The sequence below is a fragment of the Nonomuraea sp. NPDC051298 genome (genome assembly GCF_055586305.1).
The window spans coordinates 36,603-62,781 of sequence record NZ_JBVJIM010000026.1 but is presented as its reverse complement, the minus strand read 5'-3'; the positions used below and the strand labels follow the sequence as shown (position 1 = coordinate 62,781).

The following is a 26,179-nucleotide window of genomic DNA, read 5'->3' as shown; positions in this document are numbered from 1 at the left end:
TGAACGATGTTCTGTTAGCGTCCGGATGACACCGTACGGGAGGATTCGAGTGGCCGAGATACGGATGAAAGTGAACGGCGACGTCGAGTCCCTCGACGTCGAGCCATGGGTCAGCCTGCTCGACACCCTGCGCGACCGGCTCGGCCTGACCGGTCCCAAGAAGGGCTGTGACCAGGGCGCCTGCGGCGCGTGCACGGTGCTGGCCGACGGCCTGCGGATCAACTCCTGCCTGGCCCTGGCCGTCCAGTACGACGGCAGCGAGATCACCACGATCGAGGGCGTGTCCCACCCCCTGCGGGAGGCGTTCGTCCGCCACGACGGCTTCCAGTGCGGCTACTGCACCCCGGGCCAGATCTGCTCGGCGATCGGGATGCTGGCCGAGCACGAGTCCGGCATGCCCAGCGCCGTGACCCCGCCCACCCACGCAGGGCCCACCCACGCAGGGCCCACCCGTCCTGAGCACGGGCTCACCGAGGCCGAGGTCAGGGAGCGCATGAGCGGCAACCTGTGCCGGTGCGGCGCCTACAACGGCATCGTGGACGCGATCATGGACGTGGCCGGGCAGGACGCCCGATGAGGCCCTTCGCGTACGTCAAGCCCGCCGACATCGAGGCCGCCGTGCGCGTGGCGGCCACCGAGCCGGGCGCCAAGTTCCTCGGCGGCGGCACCAACCTGGTCGACCTCATGCGTGAGGGCATCGAGCGTCCCAACACGGTCGTCGACGTCACGGGCCTGCCCCTCGACACCGTGACCGAGCTGCCCGGCGGCGGCCTGCGCGTCGGCGCGCTGGTCCGCAACAGCGTCCTGGCCGCCGACCGGCGCGTGCGCACCCGCTACCCGGTGTTGTCGCAGGCGCTGCTCTCCGGGGCCTCGGCCCAGTTGCGCAACATGGCCACCGTGGGCGGCAACCTGCTCCAGCGCACGCGCTGCCCGTACTTCTACGACGGCGCCGCGGCCTGCAACAAGCGCGAGCCGGGCAGCGGCTGCGACGCGCTCGACGGGTTCAACCGCGGCCACGCGATCCTGGGCGTGAGCGAGAGCTGCATCGCCACGCACCCGTCCGACATGTGCGTGGCGCTGGCCGCCCTGGACGCCGTCGTCGAGGTACGCGGCCCCGACGGCACCCGCCGCGTCCCCTTGACCGACCTCCACCGGCTGCCCGGCGGCACGCCGGAGATCGAGACCGACCTGGCCCGCGGAGAGCTGGTCACCGCGGTCGAGCTGCCGCCGATCGACGCCGCCTCGCGCTACCGGAAGGTCCGCGACCGGGCGTCGTACGCGTTCGCGCTGGTCTCGGTCGCGGCGGCGCTCCAGGTGCGCGACGGCGAGATCACCGAGATCCGCCTGGCGCTCGGCGGCGTCGCGCCCAAGCCCTGGCGGGCCCGCGAGGCGGAGCGCGTCCTGCTCGGCGGCCCGGCGGACGAGGCGGCCTTCCGCCGCGCGGCCGAGGCGGAGCTGGCCCAGGCGAGCCTCAGGCCGGGCAACGAGTTCAAGGCCGGACTCGCCACGGCCACGATCGCCGCCACGCTGCGCGAGCTGAGCACGGGAGAGGAGCTCCGATGAGCACCAAGTACGCCGAGGCCGCGCCGCAGGCCGCCACGAAGTACGTCGGCCGCGCCGTGGACCGGCTCGACGCCAGGGCCAAGACCACCGGCGAGGCCCGCTTCGCCGCCGAACACCCCTACCCCGACCTGGCCCACGCCGCCCTCGTGCACGCGACCGTCGCCAGGGGCCGGGTCACCGCCGTCGACACGGAGCGGGCCAGGGCCGTTCGCGGGGTGATCGACGTGCTCACCCACGAGAACGCCCCGGCCATGAGGCCCGCGCCCAAGCCGAGCCTGCTCAACCTCAGCTCGCTCGTCTCTGGTACGACGGTCAACTACCTGGCCACCGACGAGGTGTACTGGAACGGCCAGCCGGTGGCGGTCGTGGTCGCCGAGACCCCGGAGGCGGCACGGTACGCGGCCACGCTGGTGCGTCCGTCGTACGAGGAGTGGCCGGCCGTGGTGGACTTCGCGGCCGAGGAGCCGAACGCCGTCCCCCGGAAGAGCAGCGCCATGCGCGAGAGCGGGGCCGACAAGGGGGACGCGCGGGCCGCGCTGGCCGCCGCCCAGGTTTCGGTCGACCTGCGCTTCAGCACGCCGCCCCAGAACCACAACGCGATCGAGCCGCACGCGACCACGGCCGTGTGGGACGGCGACCGGCTGACCGTCCACGAGGCCACGCAGAGCATCGCGTGGACGCGCAAACATCTGGCGCTGCGGTTCGGGGTGCCGGAGCGGGGGGTGCGGGTGCTGTCCCCGTACGTGGGCGGCGGGTTCGGCGGCAAGGGCTCGGTCTGGGCGGGCACGCTGCTCGCCGTGCTGGCCGCCCGCGCGACGGGCCGTCCCGTGCGCCTGGCGCTGACCCGCGAGGGCGTCTACCACACGGTCGGCGGGCGTACGCCGAGCACCCAGCGGGTCGCGCTCGGCGCGGACGCGCAGGGCAGGCTGAGCGCGCTGATCCACACCAGCGTGTCCAGGACGGCCCGCGCGGGCGGCGGGCCCGAGCCCGTCACCTCGGCCTCCCGCCACCTCTACGCTTCCCCGAACATCCACCTCAGCGACAGCACCGTCCGGCTCGACCTGGTGCCCAACACCTTCATGCGGGCGCCGGGCGAGGCCATCGGCACCTTCGCCCTGGAGTCCGCGATGGACGAGCTGTCCTGGGAACTGGGCATGGACCCGATCGAGCTGCGCATGCGCAACGAGCCCGAGCGCAACCCGGTGGGCGGGCAGCGGTTCTCGCACCGGATGCTGCGGGAGGCGTACGCGGCAGGGGCCGAGAGGTTCGGCTGGCGCGAGCGCGACCCGCGGGCCGGCGCCATGCGGGACGGGCGGTGGCTGGTCGGCATGGGGGTGGCCACGGCGTACCACCCGGCGTGGCTCATGGCGGCGAGCGTCACCATGCGGCTGGCCGCGGACGGCACCGTCGTCGTGCGCTGCGGCCTGCAGGAGATGGGCATGGGGGCGGCGACCGCGCAGGCGCAGATCGCCGCCGACGAGATGGGCGTGCCGCTGGAGTCCGTCCGGATGGAGTACGGCGACTCCGACCTGCCGCCCAGCCCTGGAGCGGGCGGCTCGGCGCAGACCGCCGCCGTCGCCGCCGGGGTGCTGGCCGCCGCCGCCAAGCTGAGGCGCTCGGTGCACGCCCTGGCCCGCCGTCTGCCCGGCTCGCCGCTGCGCGGGCGACGGCTGGAGGAGCTGACGGCCCGCGACGGCGGGCTGTTCCACGCGGGCGGCGGCCAGACGTACGCGGAGATCCTGGCCGGGGCCGGGCGCGACCACGTGGAGGCGGTGGTCAAGGCGAGCATGCCGGCGTTCGTGGCCCGTACTCTCCGCGACCGCAGGAGGCTGATGCGGGCGGCGTCCGGGGCGCAGTTCTGCGAGGTGCGGGTGGACCCCGACACCTTCGAGGTACGGGTGTCGCGCTGGGTGGGCGTCTTCGACGTCGGCACCGTGATCAACGCGACGACGGCGGCGAGCCAGCTCCGCGGCGGCATCGTGATGGGCATCGGCGCGGCGCTGTCGGAGCAGACCCTGATCGACCACCGCACCGGCCGGATCGTGAACCCGAGCCTGGCGGAGTACCACGTGCCCGTGCACGCCGACGTCCCCCGCATCGACGTCCACTACCTGGACGAGCCCGACCCGACCATGCCCCTGGGGCTGCTCGGGATCGGCGAGGTGAGCATCACCGGAGCGGCGGCGGCCGTGGCCAACGCCGTGCGGCACGCCACCGGCAAGCGCGTCCTCGACCTCCCGATCACCCTCGACAAGCTGTTGTGAGGGCGTGCTCCGTCCCGTTGGCGGGGTCGTTCTCTAGGCTGGGCGGGAGAACGATCAACCGATCACCGGCCGACCGCCGCTCGCCAGGAGGAACGACCCGACATGTCCCGTCCGCCCGTCCCGCCGTTCACCGAGGAGACCGCCCGCGTCAAGGTGCAGGCCGCCGAGGACGCCTGGAACACGTGCGACCCCGACCGGGTCGCCCTCGCCTACACGGAGGACTCGGTCTGGCGCAACCGCGACGAGTTCCTGACCGGGCGCGACGAGATCCGGGCGTTCCTGCGCCGCAAGTGGGACAGAGAGCTGGACTACGCCCTGCGCAAGGAGCTGTGGGCGGTGCTCGGCGACCGGATCGCGGTCCGCTTCCAGTACGAGTCCCGCGACGCCTCCGGCCAGTGGTGGCGCAGCTACGGCAACGAGCAGTGGGAGTTCGACGCGTCGGGGCTGATGAGGCGCAGGGAGGCCAGCATCAACGACGTGCGCATCGAGGAGTCGCAGCGGCGCGTGTTCGGCCCGCGCGGCGACGACGAGCGCGGCGTGGACGTACTGCCGCTCAAGTAAAGCGGGTGCCGCAGGTTCGAATCCTGCCGGGGGCACTCATCTAGATCGGCAATTCAGGCGCCTGACCTGCGGTTTCACAGCCGCAGGTCTTTGTTTTGTGGACCATGCTAGGCAATTGGCGGTGCCCGTATGCAGCCGCGAGACCATGATCAGGGGATATACGCGGGATGATCTTGACGATGTTTCCCCAGGTCAACCCCCGATTTGGACTATAGCCCGTCGGCATCCGGCCACGGCCCGCCCGGCCAGCCGTAACAGACACGACCGTTGTGCGTACCAAATGCGTGCATACGCCCCAGCGCGCTCACCCCGTCCCACAAGCCTTGCCCCTCCCCTGGAGGATCGCGACCAGGGGTTCGAGGTGATGCCTCAGGCGGAGAGTGCCATCGTGCAAACGCCGCGCCCTACCTCGCCCGCCGCGCAGGTTGCCAGGCCGGGGAGGGCTTCCCCAGTTCCCGCCGTCACTATCGATGCGTTCCGCGCCCCATTCGCCGGGGAGTCCCTGACGGCTGCACATCCAGGATCTTCACCGTATCCATGGCCTTCGCCCCGATTTCGAGAGGCTCGGCACTCCCTTGTCCCACCACAAGGGCGGGCTGAGTAACGACGCCGCAGGCTTCGCTTCATGCTACGGACCGCACCATCGCTCCCCCTTGCAGGGCTTTTTTACGCTGCGCTTCGGCCCCGCCCGTTCCAGACGAAGCCGCCAGCCTGCTACCGGGCCTCCTGGCAGCTACCCGGACCGGACTTCCACCGGCAAACGACGACGAGCTTACGAACAACAAGATCCACCGCTATGCCACGGCTTCACCTCCTGCTCTGCTGGGCGCACGGCAAAGCTCAGTGCCGAGTCCCTGACCCGCACGCAGGCGCAGGTTCAGGCAGAGACGATGTGCCTGTAGCAGATGTTCAATACTTCGAGACTCAGATAATCGTCGTTGTCCCGGCGTGGCCCGAGGCCCCAGGTGAGGCTGGCCACCTGAGGGAAGGCATCCAGGGGGTCGGGACCCAGCGCAATCATGGCGGCCGACAGCGCGTTGCGCTTGCGGTACAGGTCATCCACCTGTGCCTGCGTACCAGCTGAGCCGATCTGGCGGTCGTACTCATCGGACAGGGTCCGCAGCCGCTGAACAAGGAGCTCGATCTCCGCTTCCGGCGGTCTGGCATCAATGGCGGCCAACGCTGCCTCGGTGAGGGGAGTGCGCACGTCGGCGGTGGACAGGCCGATGGTGACGAACATCCGCAGCATCCTGGGCACCTGCTCTGGCCCGGGGTGATCGACGATGTCGCGGATCTGCGGTGCCCGGGTCAGAAGTTCCCGCATGTCCGCGTACGGCAGCCGGACGGCGCCCTGACGCGCAGGCCGGGACGGCCGTATCCGGATGGGCGTCCACACCGGATCCATCCACGTGTCGTCGGTCTCGATGCCGGTGACCGCCTCGACGAGTGCGAAGGCGGTGGCCTTCCACGAAGTGCGCCAGTCTCCGTCATCGATCCCCAGGGACCTGCTCCATCGGCGGGCGTCGTCGAGACCCTCGTGGTCGTCACCCATGCTGGCGGGGTCGAAGGCCACGGCGATCGCCGAACCGGTGGCGTAGGAGAAGCTCGCGTTGACGCACCAGGTCAGGTTGAGCCCCTCCCCGGAGCCGCAGGCCTCGAGCATGACGTCATCGCGCGCGTCGATGGTGCTGTCCGTCTCCAGCACGATGATCCATTCGCCTTGCCTGCGCAGCAGGACCACCGGTTCTGGCTCCTCGGCCGATCGGAGCGCCAGATGGTTGCCAACACTGGTGACCTGGCCTTGGGCTGCGTCGGCGGACTCGCCGTTGAAGGCCCGAACGACGTCCTCGGTTTCGCCCCCGCGAACCCACATGACGCAGATGGCCTCGTCGAGCAACTCCCACACGTCATCCGCCGCCACGACCGAGTCGTCGTTATCCATCTGACTATGCTCCCGCTTGTGTCGTGAGAAGGCCCGCGAGGCTCATCAACCCGGCATGCCGGAACATGATTAGCGGGTGCTCAGGTGAGCCGGGGCTCCTCGTGTGGCCTGCCCTTCAGCTCGTGGAAGCCCGGGGTGCCCGCCACCAGCAGCGTCCCGTCCCAGAGGCGCCCGGCCCGCTCGCCCGTGGGCACACGGGAGACGACCGGGCCGAAGAACGCCACGCGCTCGCCGCCGTCGCGGGTGACGGCCACGATCGGGGTGCCCACGTGGTCGCCGCCGATCAGGGCCATGGCCTCGGCGTGTGAGGCGCGTACCTCGTCGTCGTGGTCGGTGCGCAGCCCGGCCTCGGCCAGTTCCACCGGCAGCCCGGCCGTGGCCAGCGCCCCGCGCAGGTCGCCCATCCAGTCGCCCGTGCCGGTCGTCCACAGGGCGGTGTAGAACCTGGCCAGAGCCTCCTGACCGTGCTCACGCCGTACGGCGGCGCAGACGCGTACGGGGACCCACAGATAGCCCTCCGGATCCCCTTCCGGGTCGTCGTCGCGGCCCTCGTTGAGCACCGACAGGCTCATCACGTGCCAGCGCAGCTCGACCGGGCGGACCTCGCGCACCTCCAGCAGCCACTGGAAGGTCAGCCACGTGTAGGGGCAGGACGGGTCGAACCAGAAGTCGGCCACCGCCGAATCGCTCGTCACCCTGCCCAGGGTGCCAGGCGGTCCCGCCGGTCCGGTCGGTGACCCCGAACGCTCGGCCGGCCCCCCGGGCTCCGACGCCGGGGGCGGTCGAAATTCTGTTGGAAAACTGTCGTACCCCGGTGGTAGAAACCAATCTCGACGTCCCACCCACCTCCGGCCGGGGAGACCCATGTCCGTGACCACCAGCAGCTCGGAGTTCTCCGTCTCCGGCGTCCGCGCCGACCGGCGCGGCCCGGTGCGCTGGCTCTGGTCCCACCTGCGCCGTCACCCCGTCCACCTGCTGGGCTTCCTGGGCGGCTCGCTCGTCATGACGGCGCTCAACGCCGCCGTCCCGCAGCTCACCGGGGCCGCCTTCGACGCCGTCCTCGGCGCGCGCGGCGAGCCGGGCGCCGTGCTGGCGCCGATCGCGCTGGTCCTGCTGGCCATCGTGACCGCCCGCGGCCTGTTCGACCTGGTCGCCCGCATGTCGAGCGAGGTCCTGGCCAAGCGGCTGGAGCGCGACGCCCGCGAAGAGCTCTACGTGAGCCTGCTCGGCAAGAGCCAGACCTTCCACAACCGGCAGCGCGTCGGCGACCTGATGGCCCGCGCCGCCAACGACATCCGGCAGCTCAACATCATGGTCACGCCGGGTCTCGACCTGATCGTCGACTCCGGCCTGACCGGGCTCGTGCCGCTGTTCTTCATCGCCGCCATCGACCCGCGCCTGCTGCTGGTGCCCGGCGTCTTCGCGGTCGTCTTCGCGGTCGCGCTCCGGCACTACATGCGCCGGCTCAACCCGGTGGCCACGCGGATGCGCGAGCAGTTCGGCGACCTCAACGCGGGGCTCAGCCAGGCCGTGCGCGGCATCGAGGTGATCAAGGTGATGGCGCAGGAGCAGCAGGAGAGGGGCCGTTTCCGCACCTACGCCCGCCTCTACCGCGACTCCTTCGTGCGCAACGGCCTGGAGCAGGCCCGCTATCTGCCGACGCTGCTGTTCGCCGGCGCGCTCGCCGGGGCGCTGTGGCACGCCCTCCACCTCCAGGGCATCGGCGCGATCACGGTCGGCGACCTGGTGGCGTTCATGGGCCTGATGGCCATGCTGGGCTTCCCGACCCAGATCTCCATCTTCACCTTCTCGCTGGTGCAGATCGGCATCGCCTCCGCCCGCCGGATCCTGAGCATCGTCACCTCCGAGGCCGAGCTGAGGCAGCGCGCCGACGGCCACGCCGCCCGCATCACCGGCGAGATCGTCTTCGACGGCGTGACGTTCGGCTACGACGGCGGCGAACCGGCGCTGCGCGGGCTGACGTTCACCGTCAAGCCGGGCGAGACGGTCGCGATCGTGGGCGAGACCGGGTCGGGCAAGAGCACGCTGACCAAACTGGTGCCGCGCATCCACGACGTGACCTCGGGCCGCATCCTGGTCGACGGCGTCGACGTACGCGACTGGGACCTCGACTCGCTGCGCTCCCAGATCTCCACCATCGAGCAGGACATCGTGCTGTTCTCGCGCTCGGTGGCCGAGAACATCGCCTTCAGCCGCGGCCAGCGCGCCGACCGCGAGGCCGTGGTCAGGGCAGCGCGAGACGCGCAGGCCGACGAGTTCGTGTCCGAGCTGCCCGACGGCTACGACACGGTCATCGGCGAGCGCGGCGTCACGCTCTCCGGCGGGCAGCGCCAGCGGCTGGCCATCGCGCGGGCGCTGCTCACCGACCCGGCGATCCTGGTGCTCGACGACTCCACCAGCGCCATCGACTCCGCCACCGAAGACCTGATCCAGCAGGCCATCGGCCGCATCCTCGAAGGGCGCACCACCCTGCTGATCACCCACCGGCTCTCGCAGATCCGCTGGGCCGACAAGGTGCTGCTGCTGCGCCGTGGCGAGCTGGTCGACATCGGCACGCACGACGAGCTGATCGGGCGCAGCCGCCTCTACCGGCGGATCTTCGCCCACTACGACGAGGCGGGCGTGACACCGGCCGTGACACCGGGCGACGACGCCCCGGTCCTGGCGAGCGAGCAGGGAGGCGCGCGCTGATGGGTTTCCTCATGGACGGCCTCGAGGCCGAAGACTACGACCGCACCTACCGCGACCGTGACCTGCTGCGCCGGATCCTGTCCTACTTCCGGCCCAAGGCGGGCTCGATGCTCCTGGTCGCGGGCATGATCGTGCTGTCGTCCACGAGCCAGGCGGCGGTGCCGCTGCTGGCGAGCCACGTGGTCGACGCCATCGCCGACGGCACTATCGCCCAGGTGGGCTGGATGTTCGTGGTGGGGCTCCTGGTCGCGGGCGTGCTGGGCTGGGGCTTCAACTTCGTCCGGCAGTGGTTCAGCTCCAGGGTCACCGGCGACGTCGTGCTCAAGCTGCGCGAAGACGCGTTCGACGCCGTGCTCGAGCGCGACCTGTCGTTCTACGACGAGACGCCGTCCGGCAGGATCGTCAGCCGGGTCACCTCCGACACCGACGACTTCGCCACGGTCTCCACCCTGACGATGGACCTGATCAGCCAGGTGCTGATGGTCGGCTTCGTCACGGTGCTGCTGTTCCTGCGGAGTGTGGAGCTGGCGCTGCTGACGCTGCTGGTCGTACCGATCGTGACCGGCCTGGCGCTGCTGTTCCGGCGCATGGCGCGGGCCAGCACCCGGCGGGCGCAGCGCTCGCTGGGCCGGGTCAACGCCAACCTGCAGGAGACGATGGCCGGCATCGCCGTGGCCAAGAACTTCCGGCAGGAGCAGCAGGTCTACGACGAGTTCCGGCCGATCAACCGGCAGAGCTACCAGGTGACGCTGCGGCAGGGGTTCGTGTTCTCGAGCATCTTCCCGGTGCTCTTCCTCGTGGCCGGGTTGGCGACGGTCGCGCTCGTCCAGTTCGGCGGCTCGGCGGTGCTGCGTGGCGGGCTGTCGGCCGGCGACTGGTACCTGTTCCTGCAAGGGGTCTCGCTCTTCTGGTTCCCGCTGACGTCCATCGCCGCGTTCTGGTCGCAGTTCCAGCAGGGCCTGTCGGCCTCCGAGCGGGTCTTCGCCCTGATCGACGCGCCTCCCCGGGTCGTGCAGACCGACTCCCTGCCCGCCGGCAGGCCGGCCGGCCGCATCGAGTTCGAGGGCGTGACGTTCGGCTACGATCCGGCCCACCCGGTGCTGCGCGACTTCGACCTGCGCATCGAGGCGGGCGAGACCGTCGCGCTCGTCGGGCACACCGGGGCGGGCAAGTCCACGCTGAGCAAGCTGATCACCCGCTTCTACGAGTTCCAGGACGGCCGCCTGCTGATCGACGGCCGCGACATCCGCACGCTCGACCTGCCCTCCTACCGGAGGCAGATCGGGGCCGTGCCGCAGTCGCCGTTCCTGTTCAGCGGCACGGTGGCCGACAACATTCGCTATCCGCGCCCCGAGGCCGGTGACGAAGAGGTGCTGGCCGCCGCCTCGGCGGTGGGCGGCGGCGACTGGATCGAGGCCCTGCCCGACGGGCTGCGGACCGACGTCGGCGAAGACGGCCGCGCGCTGTCGATGGGCCAGCGCCAGCTCGTCGCGCTGGCCCGCCTGCTCATCCAGGACCCGGCGATCGTGGTCCTCGACGAGGCCACGGCCAGCGTCGACCCGCTCACCGAGGCCCAGATCCAGGAGGGCCTCGACGTGGTGCTGGCCGGGCGCACCTCGATCGTCATCGCCCACCGCCTGTCCACGATCGAGCACGTCGACCGCATCATCGTGCTCGACCACGGACAGATCGTGGAAGAGGGCGACCACGCCACGCTGCTCCGGCGCGGCGGCCGCTACTGCCAGGTCTACAACACCTACTTCCGGCACCAGTCGCCCAACTACCGCGCGGGCTCCGGCTTCGTCCCGGTCAGCTCACCGTGACCGGTCGCGCGGTGCCCGGCCTGAGCGCCCAGGCATGGCACGCCGAGCTGCCGTTTGAGCAGCTCGATCTCGTGGACGGGCAGCTCGCGCGCCACCGTACGCGCGTTGTCGGCCAGCGGGTGGGCGGTCAGCCGCACCTGCCCCACGGCCTCCTCGAACGCCCGCGGATCCCAGGGGCCCGCGACCACGGCCGCCTCCGCGACGCGCGCGACCTCGGCGGGGTCGGGTCGCGCGGCGATGCCGAGCCTGGTGGTCAGCCGGTCGCCGACGAGCAGCCCGGCCAGATAGCTCCGCCCGGCCGCCGGATCGCGCCGCGGACGGGGGTCGGCGCCGTGCACCCAGGCGGTGACGATCCCGGCGACCAGCCGGGCGGCGGCGTGCCTCGTACGGTCGGACAGGCCGAAGTCGCCGAGGTCGTACTGGTTCGTGGAGATCACCAGCACGACCCGGTCCTCGGTCCAGGCCCGGCTGAAGTGGCTCCAGCCCCACAGATACTCGCCACCGTGGCCGACGTAGGGGTGTTCGCCGCCGAAGACGTTGAACACCAGCCCGACGGACGCCTCCGCGCTCGGCCCGGTGAGCGTGCCGCCGGACGCCTGCGCCGTGATCATCTGCCGGGCGGTCCCGGGCTCCAGGACCGATCCCGTCCCCAGCCGTCCCCCGTTGACCATCGCGAGCAGGAACCGGGCGTGATCGGACGGCGTGCTGAGCGCGGACCCGGCCGGGTAGTCGCCGGGATACAGCGGCGGCAGCGGGAAGTGGTGTCCGGGTAGGGTCGCGTAGCCGGTCGAACGGCGTTCGAGCAGCTCGGCGGGCACGTGGTCGGGATGTTGCGCGGGCGGGAACACGGTCGAGCCCATCCCGAGCGGCGCCAGCACCCGGCGTTCCACCCATTCGGAGAACGTGAGCCCGTCGGGATTGAGCCGTTCGACGAGGTAGCCGGTCAGGGCGATGCCCACGCTGCTGTAGGCGTACTGTCCGCCCACCGGGCCGGCCCAGAACGGCAGCACCGTGCCGTCGTACGCGTCCGACCGCCCGGCGCCGAGCACCCGCCGCAGGTGCTCGCCCAGCGGGGCGGGGGGCACCCGATCCCAGTTCCCCATGTTGGTGCCCAGGCCGCTGCGGTGGGTGAGCAGGTCGCGCAGCGTGATCGGCCGTGGACCGTGCGGGTTGACGACACGTACGTCCAGGTGGTCGTCGATCGGGTCGTCCAGCCCGATCAGGCCGCGCTCCACGAGCTGCATGGCCGCGACCCCGGTGTACGGCTTGCAGTCGGAGCCGGTGGGCCCGACCGTGTCGGCCGTCATGGGCCGCCCGGTGGCCAGGTCCGCGAGTCCGTACGCGCGGGCCAGCGCCACCTCCGTGCCCACGCCCACCGCGATCGACAGCCCCGGTGTCCCGCAGTGCTCCATGATCTCCGGCGCCAGCGCGTCGAGCGCCTCCGCCAACGTCTTCACATCCATGCGTCAACGCTGGCATTGACGTCTGGAAACTGTCAAGCCATTCGTTGACAGCCATAATGGTACGGTGCCTGAGCTACCCGATCTCGCCGCCCTGCTGTCGGTCGTCGAAGAACGCAGCCCCGACGCCGACGCCCTCACCCGCCTGTCCGTCGCCGAAGGCGTGCTGAGCGACCTGCAGGGCATCGGCGACAGGCTGCTCGGCTACCTCGTCGAACTGGCCAGGGCCGAGGGCTGCTCGTGGTCCGACATCGGCGACCACCTCGGCATCAGCCGCCAGGCGGCCCAGCAGCGTTACGGCCGCCGCTGGTCCAGCCTCACCGTCGCCGACCTCGCCCAGTCGGGGGCGTTCGACCGCTACACCGGCCGCGCCAAACAGACCCTGGAACGGGCCGAGGCCCACGCCCGCCGTACGCGGAGCGCCACCGTCGGCGTGGACCACCTGCTGCTCGGCATCCTCGACGACCACGAGACCCTCGCCGTCCGCGCGATCGCCGCCCAGGGCATCGATCCCGCCGCCCTCCGAGCGGACCTGGAACGGCACCTCTCCGCCGGCCCCGGCTCCCCGGCGACGCTGCCGATCGGCGCCGAGGCCCGCCGCGCCCTCCAGGCGACGCTGGTGGAGACGGCCGAGCTGAGGCACAACTACATCGGCACCGAGCACCTGCTGCTGGGGCTGCTGCACGACCGGGCGAACCCGCTGCCGCGGCGGCACGGGCTGGCGCTCGAACCGACGCGGGCCGCCGTACGCGCCGCCCTGGAGGCGTTCCTGCGAGCCAGGGAGGCATGACAGATCAGGGGAACCCGGCCGTCCCGCGGGTCAGCCGCCGATGCCGGTCATCCCGATGAGCAGCGGCAGGAGCAGGATGATCAGAATCGCGCCGATGACGTCGAAGCTCACCCCCGACCGGATCATCGTCGTGATCGGCACCACCCCTGACCCGTACGCGATCGCGTTCTGCGGCGTCGACACCGGCAACATGAACCCGAACGACGCCGCGAACGTCGCCGCCAGCGCCGGCACGAACGGATTGATCCCCGCCGCCACCGCGATCGGAATGATGATCGGCACCACCACGGCGGCCGAGGCCGTGTTGCTGGTGGTCTCCGAGACCACCACGGCCAGCACCACGGCGAAGGCGGTGATGGCGAAGACGCTGCTCAGCCCCAGCGCGGAGGCGGCCGACGAGCCGATGGTCTCGGCCAGCCCCGTCTCCTCCAGCAGGGAGCCGAAGATGATGCCGGTGCCGAACAGCACGATCGTGCCCCAGTCGATGCGGGCCGCGTCGCTCCAGTTGAGGGTGAACTCGCGCTTGCCCCAGTCCGTCGGCAGCACGAACAGCAGCGCGGCGCCGAGCACGGCCACGATGCCCTCGTTGAGCCGGCCGCTGACGGCGGTGTAGAGGGCCGACTCGGTGCCGGCGAACAACGCGATCACGCCCGGGAAGATCCACAGGAACACCGTGGTGCCGAAGGCGACGAGGGTGTTCTTCTCGGCGCGCGACAACGAGCCCAGGGCGGCCCGCTCGCGCCGCACGTACTCCTCGACGCCCTCGATCTCGCGGATCTCCGGCCGGTTCACCAGGAGCAGCACGACCGCCAGCGCGACGAACATGAGCGCGCAGATCGGCAGCGCCGTGATCACCCACTCGGCGAACGAGATGCGCTGACCGGTGGCCTCCTCGATGAGCCCGCGGCCGATCAGGTTCGGCGGGGTGCCGACGGGGGTGAGCAGGCCGCCGACGCTGGCCCCGTACGCGAGCATCAGGACGAGCGCCGCGCCCACCCGCAGCCGCAGCGGGTTGAAGTCGGCCGGGACCAGCCCGCGGTCCTGCAGGAGCTTGGCGATCACGGCGAGCATGCCGAGCGCCGTGGGCAGCAGCATCGCCACGGTGGCCGTGTTGGAGACGAACGCCGACAACAGGCACGTGATGGCGCCGAACGCCACGATCAGCCGGAACGTCGAGCGCCCCACCCCGGGTAACGACAGGATCCGGAAGGCGAAGCGGCGCGCCAGCCCGTACTTGAGCATGGCCTGCGCCAGGATGAACGCCCCGACGAAGGTGAAGATCGTGGGCGAGCCGAAGGGAGACAGCGCGTCCGTCGCGGAGACCACGCCGAGCAGCACGATCGCGCCGACGCCGATGAGACCTCCGACCGGGATGGGCACCGGCTCGGTCACCCACAGCACGATGACGCCGAGCAGCACGGCCGCCAAGGTCTGCTGCGTGCCCTCCATGTCGAGGGGCAGCAGCAGGAAGGCCACCGTGACGAGCGGCGCCAGCCACATGCCCGTGGTGCGCCGGGCCTTCTCGAATCTCTCCTCGGCGGCGGACAGCTTCTGCTCGCCGAGGCTGCGGTAGGTCGCGTGGCCCAGCAGGGCCTGGTCGACGTCGGTTCTCGGGCCGCCGGAGTTCATCGCCTGCTCCTAACGTTTTCGCCGTCATTCAAGATCTGGGTGGCGCGCAGGTCCAAGACGAGTTAGCTACTTGAGTCATAGGTGTCTCCTATAGGAGCGTTGTGTGGATGTCCGGCAGCTCGAGTACTTCCTGGCCGTCGTCGATCACGGTGGCTTCAACAAGGGCGCCAGAGCACTGTTCATGGCGCAGCCCTCCCTGTCGCAGGCGATCAGGACCCTGGAGAAGGACCTCGGCGGCCAGCTCTTCCACCGCATCGGCCGGCGCGTGGTGCTCACCGACGCCGGTCGGGCGCTGATCGAGCCGGCCCGGCAGGTCGTACGCAGCCTCGAAGCGGCCCGCGCGAGCGTGGCTGCCGTGCACGGCATGGTGTGCGGCAGCGTCGCCATCGCGTCGATGCCCTCGCCCGCGGTGGAGCCGCTGAGCAGCATGATCGACCGCTTCCGCGACCGCCACCCGGACGTGCGGGTGGTGGTCAAGGACGCGCCGGTGCCGCATTCGGTGATCGAGCACGTCCGTACGGGCGTCACGGAGCTGGGCCTGCTGTCGGCCTGGGAACTGCCCACGGTCGCCGACGTGGAGCTGCACCCCGTCGAGGAGCAGCGGTTCGTGCTCGTGGCCCCGCCCGGCGGCCCCTTCGAACCGGCCCCGTCGCTGCCCCGCGAGCGCCTGGCCGGTCAGCGGCTGATCGTCGGCGAGCACGGCACGGGGCTGCGCCGCCTCGTCGAGGAGATCCGGGCCTCGGGCGTGGAACTGTCGATCGCGGTCGAGTCGGAGCACCGGGAGGCGTTCCTGCCGCTGGTGCTGAAGGGCGTGGGGATCGGCGTGCTGGCCGAGGCGTGGCGGACGCTGGCCGAACGGGCCGGCGCGCTGGTGTTCGACCTGGATCCGCCCGCGTCGCTGCACCTGGCCCTGGTCAGCAGGAAGGGCTGGCTCAGCCCGGCGGCGGCCGAGTTCCTGGAGCTCTCGGTCGACCTATAGGCGCCGCCTATAGGTCGCATCACTTGCCGGTCTTGGACGTCTTCGCAGGCCACCGCTTGAATCGGGACCATGGAGACGCATGACATCGCCGTGATCCCCGGAGACGGCATCGGCCTCGAAGTCACCCCGGCGGCCCTGGAAGTGACGCGGGCGGCCGGCCGGCGCCACGGCTTCGGGCTCCGGCTCACCGAGTACGACTGGTCGTGCGCGCGCTACCTGAGCACGGGCGCGATGATGCCGTTCGACGGCCTCGACCGGCTGCGCGGCCACGACGCCATTTTCCTCGGGGCGGTCGGCGCGCCCGGCGTGGCCGACCACGTCTCGCTCTGGGGGCTGCTCATCCCGATCCGCCGGGCCTTCCGCCAGTACGTGAACCTCCGCCCGGTACGCCTCTTCGAGGGCGTCGAGAGCCCCGTACGCGCCGAGATCGACCTCGTCGTCGTCAGGGAGAACACCGAGGGGGAGTACAGCGAGATCGGCGGCCGGATGAACCGCGGTTTCCCGGAGGAGATGGTGGTGCAGGAGGCGGTGTTCACCCGGGCGGGCGTCACCCGGGTGCTCGACTACGCCTTCGACCTGGCCGGTCGCCGCCACGGTCACCTGACCTCGGCCACCAAGTCCAACGGGATCGTGCACACGCTGCCCTTCTGGGACGAACTGGTCAAGGAACGTGCCGCCGTACATCCCGGCGTGCGCTGGGACCAGGAGCACATCGACGCGCTCTGCGCCAAACTGGTGCTGGAGCCAGGACGGTTCGACGTGATCGTGGGCTCCAACCTGTTCGGCGACATCCTCAGCGACCTGGCGGCGGCGGTCGCGGGCAGCATCGGCATCGCCCCCTCGGCCAACCTCAACCCGGAACGCGACTTCCCGTCGATGTTCGAACCCGTACACGGGTCTGCCCCGGACATCGCGGGCCAGGGCGTGGCCAACCCGATCGGCGCCATCTGGTCGGCGGCCATGATGGTGGAACATCTGGGGCACGAGGCGGCGGCGGCGGAGATGGTGGCGGCCATCGCCCACGTCCTCGCAAAGGGGAACGTACGGACCCGCGATCTGGGAGGCACGGCCGGGACGCGAGAGTTCACCCAAGCGGTCCTCGCCCACCTGAGCTGACGCCCCGCGCTCCTTGCCCCGCCACGCGCCACCTCGACGCCACCCAGGAGACCAAAAACGCCAGCCCCACGCCCCCGCCCACCCGACGCGCCACCCCCGCCCTGCGTCCCGCCCCCCACCCGGTCGACCCATCCTCCCGCCCGGCCGCTTGGCCCCCGCCCGTGCCGGTGGTTCCCCCGCCCGTGCCGGTGGTCCCCGCGCCCGGCCGGTGGTCCCCGCGCCCGATCAGTACGCCTCCCGCGACACCCGGCCTTGTCCGTCCGGCCTTGTCCGTCCGGCCTTGTCCGTCCGGCCTTGGCCACCCACCTAGTGTTGCCTGTCCGGGCTCGCCCCGCCCCGCCTTGCCTGCCTACCCACCCGGCAGGCCCGGTCCCGCCCGCTCGGCCCGGTCTCCCTCGGTTCGGCCCGGCCCCGCTCGGGTTGGCCCTGCCCGGTCGGTGTGTCGTTGTTGCAGGGGGAGGTCAGGTTGCGGGGTCGTCCGCTTCTGCCAACCGCATCGGTCGGGTGAGGATCGTGCGTTGGCCGATCAGCCAGTCGGCCAGGTGGTCGCGTTCGAGGAGGATCAGGGGTTGGCGGGCGTTGAGGGCCTCGGTGCGTGCCTGATCGGTCAGTCGGCCCGACGTGATGAGGATCCCCGTGTGCCCGTTGAAGGCGTTGGCCAGCGCCCCCAGGAAGTTGCGGACGGCCGGGGCTCCGACGCTGCCGCCGTAGCGCTTGCACTGGATCGCGTACGGTGTGCCGCCAGGTGCGACGGCGGTGATGTCGACGCCGCCGTCACCGCTGCGCCCCCTTTCCCGAACGCGCCGGAACCCTTCGGTGATCAACCTTTCGGCGACCAGGTGCTCGAATTGCGTGCCGGTCATGAGATCGACCTTCGTCAACTCGGTGTTGGCCGCGAGAAAACGTTGACGGCGAGCTTGGAGGACCCGATAGCGCAGGAAAAGGCCAGCACCAAAGGCGGCGATGGCCACGGAGGCGATGCCTATCGCCCATCCCGGATTTTCCATGACAAATCTGGCCGAAATGACGACCGCAATGGTCGTGCATCCGAGCCCTGCCAACCACAACGCACGGTCGTCGCCCTGCTTGCGCCGACGCTTGCCGCGACCGGATCGTCTCGCCATCGCACCCCTCCAGAAGGCCGTTGGTGATGGCGAGTATGGCCGACGCGACCGACAGAATCCGTGCCCACGGTCACTCGCATAACGCCCTTATCGGTAGTTGACCGGTGATGAGTGGTTGGCGTGCCGAGAGTTCGGCGGGCGTGGTGCGATCTGGGGCGGATGAGGAGAGCGGGAAAAGGGAGAGGAGGGGTAATCCTCGTCCGGCAGAAAGGTGAAGAGATGTCGCCTCGCCGCTTCGTGCGATGGGAAGCCGAATACGGCCAGTTGGCGAAGGAGTGGTGGCGGAAGTGGCCGAACTCTCGGTTACTTCCCGATGGCCATCATGGAAACTCGCTTAAAGTCGGTATAAAGGGCCTGTTAGCGTCCCGGCATGTCAGCTCCGGACCTCACTGCTGCGCTGGAGCGCATCCCCGGCTGGTTCTGGCCGACGGATCAGCGCCTGTTCGAGTGGTTCCTGTCGGAGGGCGACAACCGGGGTGACGTCCTCGAACTCGGGACGTATCTCGGCAAGAGCGCCGTCCTGATCGGCACCCGCGTACGCCAGAGCGAGACCTTCACCGTCTGCGACCTCTTCGAGTCGGACGCCCCCGACGCCCACAACGACGCCGAGACCACCAGGTCCTACTCCACGCTCACCCGTGACCGTTTCGAGCAGAACTACCTGAGCGTTCACGAGACCCTGCCCGAGATCGTGCACGGTCCGACGTCGATCATCCTCGACCACGTCGGGGCCGACACGTGCAGGTTCGTCCACGTCGACGCCTCCCACCTCTACACGCACGTGAAGGGCGACGTGCTGGCGGCGCGTACGGTGCTCAAGGAGGACGGGGTGGTCGCCTTCGACGACTACCGCAGCGAGCACACCCCGGGCGTCGCACTCGCCGTGTGGGAGGCGGTCGCCGGTCACGGGCTGGCGCCGATCTGCGTCAGCACCCAGAAGTTGTACGCCACATGGGGCGACCCGTCCCCCGTGCAGGAGCGGTTGCTCGACTGGCTCGGGTCGCGTCCTGACCTGTGGCACACCACAGACGTGCTCGGCGAGCGCATCCTCGTACGGATCAACCAGCGCAAGAAGCCCAAGCCCGCCGCCTCACCCACGAGCGACCTCGAACGGCTGACCACCGAGCTGCGGCACACGACCGCGGAGCTGAAGAAGGCCACCGCGGAGTCGCGGAACGCCGTCCAGGCCCTGAAGAAGGCCACCAAGGAGGTCAGCGTGCTCGGCCCCGTCGCGCACCGCGCCGCCGGATGGCTCCGCCGCCGCACCACCCCAGGCAAGTAGCCCGTTCACCGCGAGCCCGTTCACCTCGAAACGTGCTCACGTGGGACCTGCCCACACAGAGGCCGTCCACAGGGAACCCGCCCACATGGGACGCGCGCCCACCTCGGACGTGGCGGTGCCGTCGGTGCTCAGCCGGGCTGGGCGCTCGGCATGAACGCGCCGACCTGGTCGGCGAACTCCTCCGGGGTCACGATCGGCACCCCCAACGTCTCGGCCTTGGCCCGCTTGGACCCCGCTTTCTCCCCCGCCACCAGCAGAGACGTCTTGGCCGACACGCTGGAGGACGCCTTCCCCCCGGCCCGTTCGATCAGCTCGTTGACCTCGTTGCGCGACAGTGCCGCCAGCGGGCCCGTCATCGTGCCCGTGACCACCACCGACATCGAGGCGAGCGGCCGCTCGACCGTCGGCTCCGCGCTCTCCACGCTCTCCACGGACGGGGGCGTGGCGCCGGGTTCGGTCATGTTCACCCCGGCGCGTACGAGCTTGTCGATGAGCGGCGCCAGCTTGGCCAGCTCCGTCACCACGACCGGCGCCTTCTCGCCCCCGATGCCCTCGACCCGCTGGATCGCCTCGGCGTCGGCGGCGCGGACGGCGTCCATGGTGGCGAAGTGGCGGGCGATGCGGCGGCTCATCGAACGGCCGGTGCCGCGCACCCCGAGCGCCGCGAACACCCTGCTGAGCGGCCGCGTCTTGGCCTGTTCGATGGCCGCGACCAGATTGTCGCTGCTGGTCTCGCCCATGCGCTCGAGACCGAGAAGCTGCTCGCGCGTCAGGAAGAACAGGTCGGCGAAGTCGGCGATCAGGCCGGTGTCGAGCAACTGCCTGACGCGGTTTCCCGCCAGCCCTTCGATGTCGAGCTGGTCGCGGCCGACCGCGTAGATGATCGACGCGACCGCCTGGCACTCGCGCCCGCGCACGCACCGCCAGCGCTCCTGCGACTTGTCGATGGTGTCGCCGCACGCGGGGCAGACCTCGGGGATCTCGATGGGCCGCTCGTCGCCGGTGCGCATGTGCACGACCGGCGCCTCCACGCGCGGGATCACGTCGCCGGCCTTGTAGACCGTCACGCTGTCGCCCAGCATCAGGCCGCGCCGGGTGATGTCGGCGACGTTGTGCAGGGTGGCGTAGGTGACCGTGCTGCCGTCGAGCTTGACCGGCTTCAGCACCGCGCGCGGGGCGATGACGCCGGTGCGGCCGACGTTCCACTCCACGCGGAGCAGCTTGGTGATCTTCTCGGTGGCAGGCAGCTTGTACGCCACCGACCAGCGCGGCGCCCGCGAGCTGAACCCCGCCGCGGCCTGGTCGGCGGCCAGATCACACTTGATCACGATGCCGTCGATGCCGAACGGCAGCTCCGCGCGCAACTCCGCGATCTCGTCGACCCGCTCGCGCACCCGCTCCAGCGTCTCGGCGACGATCCCGGCCACCGGCGTGGCGGCCGTGGTCTGCACCCCCTGCGCGGCGACCCACTCCATGACCCCGCTGTGCGGCAGCTCGCGCAGCCGGACGGCGAGTGCGGAGTCGTCGTCGGGCGACGGCAGAACGCCGTAGCCGAAGAACGTCAGCTCGCACACATAGGGCCGGTCCTGCGCGCGTAACGTGCCCGCGGCGGCGCTGCGCGCATTGGCGAACGAGGTGCCGTCGTGCGCCTGCCGTTTTTCGCAGGCCGCCTCGAACTGGGAGGTGGTCATCATGACCTCACCGCGCAGCTCCACCGTGACCGCGTCGGCCAGCCTGTCGGGAAGGCCCACGATGGTGCCGATGGCGTGGGAGACGTCTTCGCCCGCGGTGCCGTCGCCACGCGTGACGAGCTGCGCCAGGCGGCCGTGCCGGTAGCGGGCCGAGATGGCCAGCCCGTCGAGCTTGGGCTCCACGCTCCACACCGTGACGGGACGGCCGAGCCTGCGCTCCAGCCCGGTCGCCCAGTCGGCGAGCTGCTCGGCCCCGAACACGTTGTCGAGGCTGAGCATCGGCACCGTGTGCGGCACGTCGCCCACCACGGCCCCACCGGCCACCTTGCCCGTGGGCGAGGACGGCAGCACCGCCGCTGGATGCTCCTCCTCGTATGCCTGGATGTCGCGGACCAGCCGGTCGTAGGCGTCGTCGTCGAGCGTGGAGGTGCCGTCGGCGTAGTAGGCGGCGGCGGACTCGACCGCGAGCCGCACGGCCTTGGCGTAGGCGGCGTCGTCGGCCAGGGCGGTGATGGGGGGTGTCTCGGTCATGGCGCCATCATGTCGTGCGCCACCGACAATTCCCCTGGCAGGCGACGCGCTCGTACGGGAGCCGACGCGCAGGTCCGTGCCGGTGCGTGGCCGGGCCGTCAGTCCTGTACGAGGCGGGCGGGGAAGCCGCCGGTCGCGATGGGACCCCAGCGGTCGATGTGCAGGCGGATCAGCGACTTGTCCTGGCGGCGCATGGCTTCGCGGTATTCGTCCCAGTCGGGGTGTTCGCCCGCGATGCAACGGTAGTACTCGACCAGCGGCTCCAGCGCCTCGGGCATGTCGAGCACCTCGGCGTGCCCGTCCACCTGCACGTACGGCCCGTTCCAGTCGTCGGACAGGACACAGATCGACACCCGGTCGTCGCGGCGGGCGTTGACGGCCTTGACGCGGTCGGGATAGGTCGAGACCACGATCCGGCCGTCCTCGTCGACGCCGCAGGAGACCGGTGAGAGCTGGGGGCGTCCGTCCGCACGGGTGGTGGAGAGCAGACCGTGGTGTCTGGGACGCAGGAAGTCGAGCAGTTCGGGCAGTTCGACGCGGCGCGCGGTGGCGATGCTGGGAGCCATCTCAAGCCTTTCGGATCAGATTCGGTCCGCCCCGGCATCGGCGCTGAAACGGCAACCGAGGGGGCGTACCAGCCGTACCACAATGGTCGGCCTCAGAGGTGCACGACCCTCTCGGACGTCTCGTGCCGACCGGCGGGCGGCTTCGTACGAGGAGGCGTTCTGGATGACTTTCGCCCGTGTGGCACCGATCACGCTTCATGTGTGGATTCCTCCACAGTAGTTCGCTTGCGGTCTCCGTACCGTCTGTCCTGCCGGGGCACTCCGGCGGCACCGACCGACAAACGGGGAGGAACCCACAATGCGCAAGACTCTGGCGATCGCGGCCCTGGCCGGTTCGACGGCCCTGACCGGCCTGGCGCTCAGCCCGGCGACGGCTCAGGCGGCTCAGGAGACTCGCTCCACCACGCAGTCCGGCACGCAGCCCAGCACGCAGTTCACCGCGGCCTACGGGGGCAGTTGGGGGAAGTTCTTCTCCAGCGACCACAAGGCGTACACGTTCGGCAAGACCTGGAAGTCGGGCGGCAAGGTGTTCACGAAGTGGTACGGCGTGGACAGGAAGGGCGGTAAGAAGGGCTGGGTCTGGTTCGAGTACTACCAGAACGGTAGCTGGCACAAGTTCAACAAGTCGTGGGACGGCAAGGTCGCCGGCTCGTGGAGCGGCCGGGGGATCTCGAAGGTCTACACCTTCACCTGCTGGGCCGGCAAGTTCGACAACTGCGGCAAGAAGTACCGCATCTACTAGGCGGAACTCTCAGGGGGCGGTCACAGGCCGGTCAGTCCGATCCCGACCAGGACGAGACCGGCCGCGCACGCCACGGTGCGCACCGTGTTCCAGGTGGTCCACCGCGGCGAGTACTCCTTGAAGGGCATGGTCCCGGCGTCGAGCGCGTTGTTCATCGGTACGTTGATCGCCACGGTGACCAGGAACGAGCCGACGAAGTTCACGGCGGCGGCGGCGAAGAACCACACGGCGGCCGGAGCGCCCGCGAGGAACCCGGACACCAGGGCCGCGAGCGGCGAACCCAGGAAGACCACGAACAACCACGGGTTGAGGATCTTCCGGTTGACGCTGCGCATCGCGGCCTCCGCCTGAGCGGGGTCGATCGCGTTCAGGCCCGGCATGACGGACATGGAGAACGCGTAGAACAGGCCCGTGAGGGCGCCGTGCAGGACGAGGGTGATGAGAGCCAGGATCAACATGGCCCCATCGTCCCGCCGAGGAGGCGCGCGGGTCCATGGCCCGCGCGCTCAAGGCCATGTGCGATCGTCCATGTGCGATCGTCCACGCCGCCGGTGCGGCGGAGGATCGTGGCCCACGCCGTCACGGACGGCCCGGCTCGGCGGCGTCTCTGGCGCTCAGGCGCATCCGGATGTCGTGCTCGGCCCACAGGACGAAACGCTCCACAGGTACGACGGGATGGTCCGCGACCGGCTCGAACCGGAACCGTTTGAGCAACACCGCGAGCACCAGCTCGGCCTCGACCATGGCCAGGCCCGCGCCCTCGCAGCTCCGCGGGCCCAGGCCGAAGGGGATGTAGGCGTACCGGGGGCGTTCGGCCTGCGCCTCGGCGGTGAACCGGTCGGGGACGAACGCGTGCGGGTCGGGCCAGTACGACGGATTGAGGTGCACGGCCCAGAACGGGTAGAAGATCGTCGTTCCGGCCGGGATGTGGTAGGCGCCGAGCGTGAGGTCCTCGGTGGTCTCGCGGGCGCCGTACGGGCCGGGCGGGTAGAGCCGCATCGCCTCCTTGAGCGCCATCTCCAGCCGGGGCAGGCGGCGCAGGTCGGCGTACGTGGGCGCGGGCCGCGTACCGAGGACCTCGTCCAGTTCCTCGACGACGCGCGCGGCCTCCTCGGGGTGGCGGGTCAGCAGGTGCAGCGTCCAGGAGACGGCCACGCCGGTCGTGTGGTGCGCCGCCATCATGATCATCAGTACGGCGTCGCGCACCCTGGCCGCGCTCATGTCGGCCTTGACCAGGGCGGACACCAGGTCGCTGGCACCCGCGGCGAGCACGCCGTCCACGACCTCGCGCAGGTACGCCAGCTCCCGCGCGGCCCGCGCCCGACCGTCGCCGTGGGCGTCGGCGCGGGCGTCGGCGCGGCCCAGGTACACGGTCAGCACGGTCTCGAAGGCGTCGACCACGTGGGCCGGGTCGTCGATGCCGCCGCCGAGCGCGTAGTGGCAGATCATCCGCAGCGACAGCTCGCTCAGGTCGTGCTGCAGGTCCACCGGGCCCGCGGTGGCGCGGGCCGCCCACCGGTCGGCCAGGTCGGTCGCCAGCGCGGCGAACTCGGGGAAGTGCGCCTCGTGCGAGGGCCGCCCGGCCAGCACCGACAGCAGGGCCCGGCGCAGCGGCCGGTGTTCGTCGGCCGGGAGCGTCTGCAGGTTGCCCGCCTCGCACAGCGGGGCCAGGAACTCGAACGGCTTGTCCGGCCGCTTGTTGACCGCGGCGGTGGCCTCCAGCAGCACGGGATCGGCCACCGAGACGGCCGCCCGGGTGCCGGGGAGCTGGAAGCGTACGACGGGTCCGTACTGCTCGTGCAGGTGGAGTTGGTAGGTGTGCAGGCCGCCGGCGGCCGCGATGGCGTCACGTCCGGAGTCGGCCTGGTGGGGTGGTCCAGGGATCTCGCGCACGTCGCCACGGTCTCTCGATCGCGCCGGGATCGCAACCCTCGCCACGGCTCGCCCGCACCCGGCACGGGCCGTCGCCGCCGGTCCTGGAGCATCGGTGAGGTCGCCTCCGGGACCGGTCCCCGGGTGGGCGGGTGAGCATGAGGCATGTGGTTCACCCGGCGGAAAGACCCCATGGCCCTGTTCGAACGCGGCAACAAGCTCGCGCTCCGCGGTGACCTCGACGCCGCCGCCGCGCACTACCGCAGGGCGATCGCCTCCGGCCATTCCCTCGCGACGGCCGAGGCGGGCATCAAGCTCGGCATCCTGCTCAAACAGTCGGGCGACCGGGCGGGGGCGGAGGTGGCCTATCGGGCGGCCATGCTCACCGGCCGGCCCGGTAAGGCGCCGGTGGCCGCGTTCCTGCTGGCCGGGGTGCTGTCGGCCGGTGGCCGCTACGGGGAGGCGGCCGAGGCGTACCGGCTCGTCATCGACTCCGGCCACGACCTGGCCGCCAACGCGCTGCTGTGCCTGGCGGAGCTGATCCGGTACGACCTGCCCGACGACGAGTGCGACCGCACGCTCGCCGCCGACCTCTACCAGCGGGCGATCGACACCGGCGATCCCCAGACCGCCCCGAAGGCCATGACCGGCCTGGCCGAGCTGCGCGCGGAGCACGACCCCGACGCCGCCGCCGAACTGTACCGGCGGGCGGTCGCCACCGGTCACCCGGAGGCCGCGCCCGTGGCCCGCAAGGCCCTGCGGGCGCTGCGGGGCGAGGAGGAGGAGGCCGAGCCGGGGCAGGGGCCGGGCAGCCGCCCCGCGGCGGCTACGTGATCACGTTCCGCGGCGAGTAGCGCCTGGCCCCGCCGCGCGCTTGGGGAAACTTGGGCGAGACCTGGTCCGACACTGCAGCGCCCGCCGGGCCCGCCGCCGGGCGAGCGGGTGAAGCTGGCCAGGACAGGTTTCCCCTGGCAAGACAGGCAGGTTCTGCCCATGGTCGGACGCGCGCTCGCCGCCCTGCCCCTCGTCGCCGTCCTGACGTGCCCGGCCGCGGCCTCCGCAGGAGCGGCGCTGGAGTCCACGGTGACGCTGGAGTCCACGGTGACGCTGGAGCAGAAGCTCGCCGCGCTCGACGCCCTGACCCAGCCCACCGAACCCAGCGCCGCGGCCTGGCGCGACGCCTGGGACAGCCGGGCGTCGTGGGGCGCGTACGGCTTCGACTGGTCCTCCGACCTCTGCTCGGGCAGCCCCGACCGGCCGCTCGGCTTCGACTTCCGCCCGGCCTGCCGTCGGCACGACTTCGGCTACCGCAACTACAAGGCGCTGGAGCGGTTCCCGGCGAACAAGGAGCACGTCGACAGCGCCTTCCTCTTCGACATGCGGCAGGTGTGCGTCGAGTACGCCGGAGCGCGCAAGACCGCCTGCGACCGTCTCGCGTGGTCGTACCACCAGGCGGTCCGGCGGCTGGGCGGGCTCGTGGGCCGCGACTCGGAGGACCCCCGCGCTCCACTCTGAGCCGTGACGGGCCGTGC

At 71.1% G+C, this 26,179-nt stretch carries 22 protein-coding genes and 1 tRNA gene; 14 read left to right on the top strand and 9 right to left on the bottom strand.

Annotated features, from left to right (window positions below; all coding sequences use genetic code 11):
* Positions 1 to 64 precede the first annotated feature (64 nt).
* The 5 genes from ACZ6S0_RS43690 to ACZ6S0_RS43670 all read left to right on the top strand — a co-directional run bounded on the left by ACZ6S0_RS43690 (position 65) and on the right by ACZ6S0_RS43670 (position 4,423).
* The gene (locus ACZ6S0_RS43690; protein WP_465925402.1) at positions 65 to 577 is read left to right on the top strand and encodes a (2Fe-2S)-binding protein; all 513 of its coding nucleotides are present in this window, start codon (positions 65 to 67) and stop codon (positions 575 to 577) included.
* Entirely contained in the window at positions 574 to 1,563 is a 990-nt protein-coding gene (locus ACZ6S0_RS43685) for an FAD binding domain-containing protein (RefSeq protein ID WP_465925269.1), read from the top strand. The genes ACZ6S0_RS43690 and ACZ6S0_RS43685 overlap by 4 nt, the downstream gene beginning before the upstream one ends.
* Positions 1,560 to 3,827 carry a xanthine dehydrogenase family protein molybdopterin-binding subunit gene (locus tag ACZ6S0_RS43680; RefSeq protein WP_465925267.1) on the top strand — a complete coding sequence of 756 codons (2,268 nt, stop codon included), beginning with the start codon at positions 1,560 to 1,562 and terminating at the stop codon, positions 3,825 to 3,827. The genes ACZ6S0_RS43685 and ACZ6S0_RS43680 overlap by 4 nt, the downstream gene beginning before the upstream one ends.
* A 102-nt stretch (positions 3,828 to 3,929) precedes the next feature.
* On the top strand, positions 3,930 to 4,388 hold the full coding sequence (locus ACZ6S0_RS43675) for a DUF1348 family protein (RefSeq protein ID WP_465925400.1): 459 nt from the start codon (positions 3,930 to 3,932) through the stop codon (positions 4,386 to 4,388).
* Positions 4,339 to 4,423, top strand: a tRNA-Ser gene (locus ACZ6S0_RS43670). Before ACZ6S0_RS43675 ends, ACZ6S0_RS43670 begins: the two co-directional genes overlap by 50 nt.
* 842 nt (positions 4,424 to 5,265) lie before the next feature.
* Here ACZ6S0_RS43670 and ACZ6S0_RS43665 read toward each other — a convergent pair.
* Both ACZ6S0_RS43665 and ACZ6S0_RS43660 read right to left on the bottom strand, forming a co-directional pair.
* Positions 5,266 to 6,330: a hypothetical protein gene (locus tag ACZ6S0_RS43665; RefSeq protein WP_465925265.1), complete on the bottom strand. Its 1,065-nt coding sequence runs from the start codon at positions 6,328 to 6,330 to the stop codon at positions 5,266 to 5,268.
* A gap of 80 nt (positions 6,331 to 6,410) precedes the next feature.
* The gene (locus ACZ6S0_RS43660) at positions 6,411 to 7,025 is read right to left on the bottom strand and encodes a mycothiol-dependent nitroreductase Rv2466c family protein (protein ID WP_465925263.1); all 615 of its coding nucleotides are present in this window, start codon (positions 7,023 to 7,025) and stop codon (positions 6,411 to 6,413) included.
* A gap of 169 nt (positions 7,026 to 7,194) precedes the next feature.
* Between ACZ6S0_RS43660 and ACZ6S0_RS43655 the strand changes: the two genes are divergently transcribed.
* Entirely contained in the window at positions 7,195 to 9,042 is a 1,848-nt protein-coding gene (locus ACZ6S0_RS43655) for an ABC transporter ATP-binding protein (RefSeq protein WP_465925261.1), read from the top strand.
* On the top strand, positions 9,042 to 10,865 hold the full coding sequence (locus tag ACZ6S0_RS43650; protein ID WP_465925259.1) for an ABC transporter ATP-binding protein: 1,824 nt from the start codon (positions 9,042 to 9,044) through the stop codon (positions 10,863 to 10,865). Before ACZ6S0_RS43655 ends, ACZ6S0_RS43650 begins: the two co-directional genes overlap by 1 nt.
* Here the strand turns inward: ACZ6S0_RS43650 and ACZ6S0_RS43645 are convergent.
* A complete protein-coding gene (locus tag ACZ6S0_RS43645; protein ID WP_465925257.1) occupies positions 10,823 to 12,328 on the bottom strand; it encodes a serine hydrolase domain-containing protein in 1,506 nt (501 codons plus the stop codon). The genes ACZ6S0_RS43650 and ACZ6S0_RS43645 overlap by 43 nt on opposite strands.
* Before the next feature lie 64 nt (positions 12,329 to 12,392).
* On the opposite strand from ACZ6S0_RS43645, the gene ACZ6S0_RS43640 reads away from it, so the two are divergent.
* Positions 12,393 to 13,115: a Clp protease N-terminal domain-containing protein gene (locus tag ACZ6S0_RS43640; protein ID WP_465925255.1), complete on the top strand. Its 723-nt coding sequence runs from the start codon at positions 12,393 to 12,395 to the stop codon at positions 13,113 to 13,115.
* 30 nt (positions 13,116 to 13,145) lie between these two features.
* On the opposite strand, the gene ACZ6S0_RS43635 is transcribed toward ACZ6S0_RS43640, so the two are convergent.
* Entirely contained in the window at positions 13,146 to 14,744 is a 1,599-nt protein-coding gene (locus ACZ6S0_RS43635) for an SLC13 family permease (RefSeq protein ID WP_465925253.1), read from the bottom strand.
* A 103-nt stretch (positions 14,745 to 14,847) separates the two neighbouring features.
* Between ACZ6S0_RS43635 and ACZ6S0_RS43630 the strand changes: the two genes are divergently transcribed.
* Together ACZ6S0_RS43630 and ACZ6S0_RS43625 are read left to right on the top strand one after the other, a co-directional pair.
* Positions 14,848 to 15,723 (top strand): LysR family transcriptional regulator, encoded by an 876-nt coding sequence (locus ACZ6S0_RS43630; protein ID WP_465925251.1) that lies wholly within the window; start codon positions 14,848 to 14,850, stop codon positions 15,721 to 15,723.
* A gap of 69 nt (positions 15,724 to 15,792) precedes the next feature.
* Positions 15,793 to 16,839 (top strand): tartrate dehydrogenase, encoded by a 1,047-nt coding sequence (locus tag ACZ6S0_RS43625; RefSeq protein WP_465925249.1) that lies wholly within the window; start codon positions 15,793 to 15,795, stop codon positions 16,837 to 16,839.
* A 461-nt stretch (positions 16,840 to 17,300) separates the two neighbouring features.
* On the opposite strand, the gene ACZ6S0_RS43620 is transcribed toward ACZ6S0_RS43625, so the two are convergent.
* A complete protein-coding gene (locus tag ACZ6S0_RS43620) occupies positions 17,301 to 17,963 on the bottom strand; it encodes a restriction endonuclease (protein WP_465925247.1) in 663 nt (220 codons plus the stop codon).
* A gap of 370 nt (positions 17,964 to 18,333) precedes the next feature.
* On the opposite strand from ACZ6S0_RS43620, the gene ACZ6S0_RS43615 reads away from it, so the two are divergent.
* Positions 18,334 to 19,245, top strand: coding sequence for a class I SAM-dependent methyltransferase (locus ACZ6S0_RS43615; protein ID WP_465925245.1), 912 nt, complete (start codon positions 18,334 to 18,336; stop codon positions 19,243 to 19,245).
* Positions 19,246 to 19,373: 128 nt separating this feature from the next.
* Here ACZ6S0_RS43615 and ligA read toward each other — a convergent pair whose 3' ends face one another.
* Both ligA and ACZ6S0_RS43605 read right to left on the bottom strand, forming a co-directional pair.
* Entirely contained in the window at positions 19,374 to 21,467 is a 2,094-nt protein-coding gene (gene ligA / locus ACZ6S0_RS43610) for an NAD-dependent DNA ligase LigA (RefSeq protein ID WP_465925243.1), read from the bottom strand.
* Between the two features lie 98 nt (positions 21,468 to 21,565).
* A complete protein-coding gene (locus ACZ6S0_RS43605; protein ID WP_465925241.1) occupies positions 21,566 to 22,033 on the bottom strand; it encodes a PPOX class F420-dependent oxidoreductase in 468 nt (155 codons plus the stop codon).
* Positions 22,034 to 22,331: 298 nt separating this feature from the next.
* Between ACZ6S0_RS43605 and ACZ6S0_RS43600 the strand changes: the two genes are divergently transcribed.
* Entirely contained in the window at positions 22,332 to 22,775 is a 444-nt protein-coding gene (locus ACZ6S0_RS43600; protein WP_465925239.1) for a hypothetical protein, read from the top strand.
* Positions 22,776 to 22,795: 20 nt separating this feature from the next.
* Here ACZ6S0_RS43600 and ACZ6S0_RS43595 read toward each other — a convergent pair whose 3' ends face one another.
* Together ACZ6S0_RS43595 and ACZ6S0_RS43590 are read right to left on the bottom strand one after the other, a co-directional pair.
* Entirely contained in the window at positions 22,796 to 23,233 is a 438-nt protein-coding gene (locus tag ACZ6S0_RS43595; RefSeq protein WP_465925237.1) for an anthrone oxygenase family protein, read from the bottom strand.
* Between the two features lie 121 nt (positions 23,234 to 23,354).
* The gene (locus tag ACZ6S0_RS43590; protein WP_465925235.1) at positions 23,355 to 24,668 is read right to left on the bottom strand and encodes a cytochrome P450; all 1,314 of its coding nucleotides are present in this window, start codon (positions 24,666 to 24,668) and stop codon (positions 23,355 to 23,357) included.
* Positions 24,669 to 24,839: 171 nt separating this feature from the next.
* Here ACZ6S0_RS43590 and ACZ6S0_RS43585 point away from each other — a divergent pair, with 171 nt between their 5' ends.
* Both ACZ6S0_RS43585 and ACZ6S0_RS43580 read left to right on the top strand, forming a co-directional pair.
* Positions 24,840 to 25,481, top strand: a complete 642-nt coding sequence (locus ACZ6S0_RS43585; protein ID WP_465925233.1) for a tetratricopeptide repeat protein — start codon at positions 24,840 to 24,842, stop codon at positions 25,479 to 25,481.
* Between the two features lie 159 nt (positions 25,482 to 25,640).
* Positions 25,641 to 26,162 carry a phospholipase gene (locus tag ACZ6S0_RS43580; RefSeq protein WP_465925231.1) on the top strand — a complete coding sequence of 174 codons (522 nt, stop codon included), beginning with the start codon at positions 25,641 to 25,643 and terminating at the stop codon, positions 26,160 to 26,162.
* Positions 26,163 to 26,179: the final 17 nt, after the last annotated feature.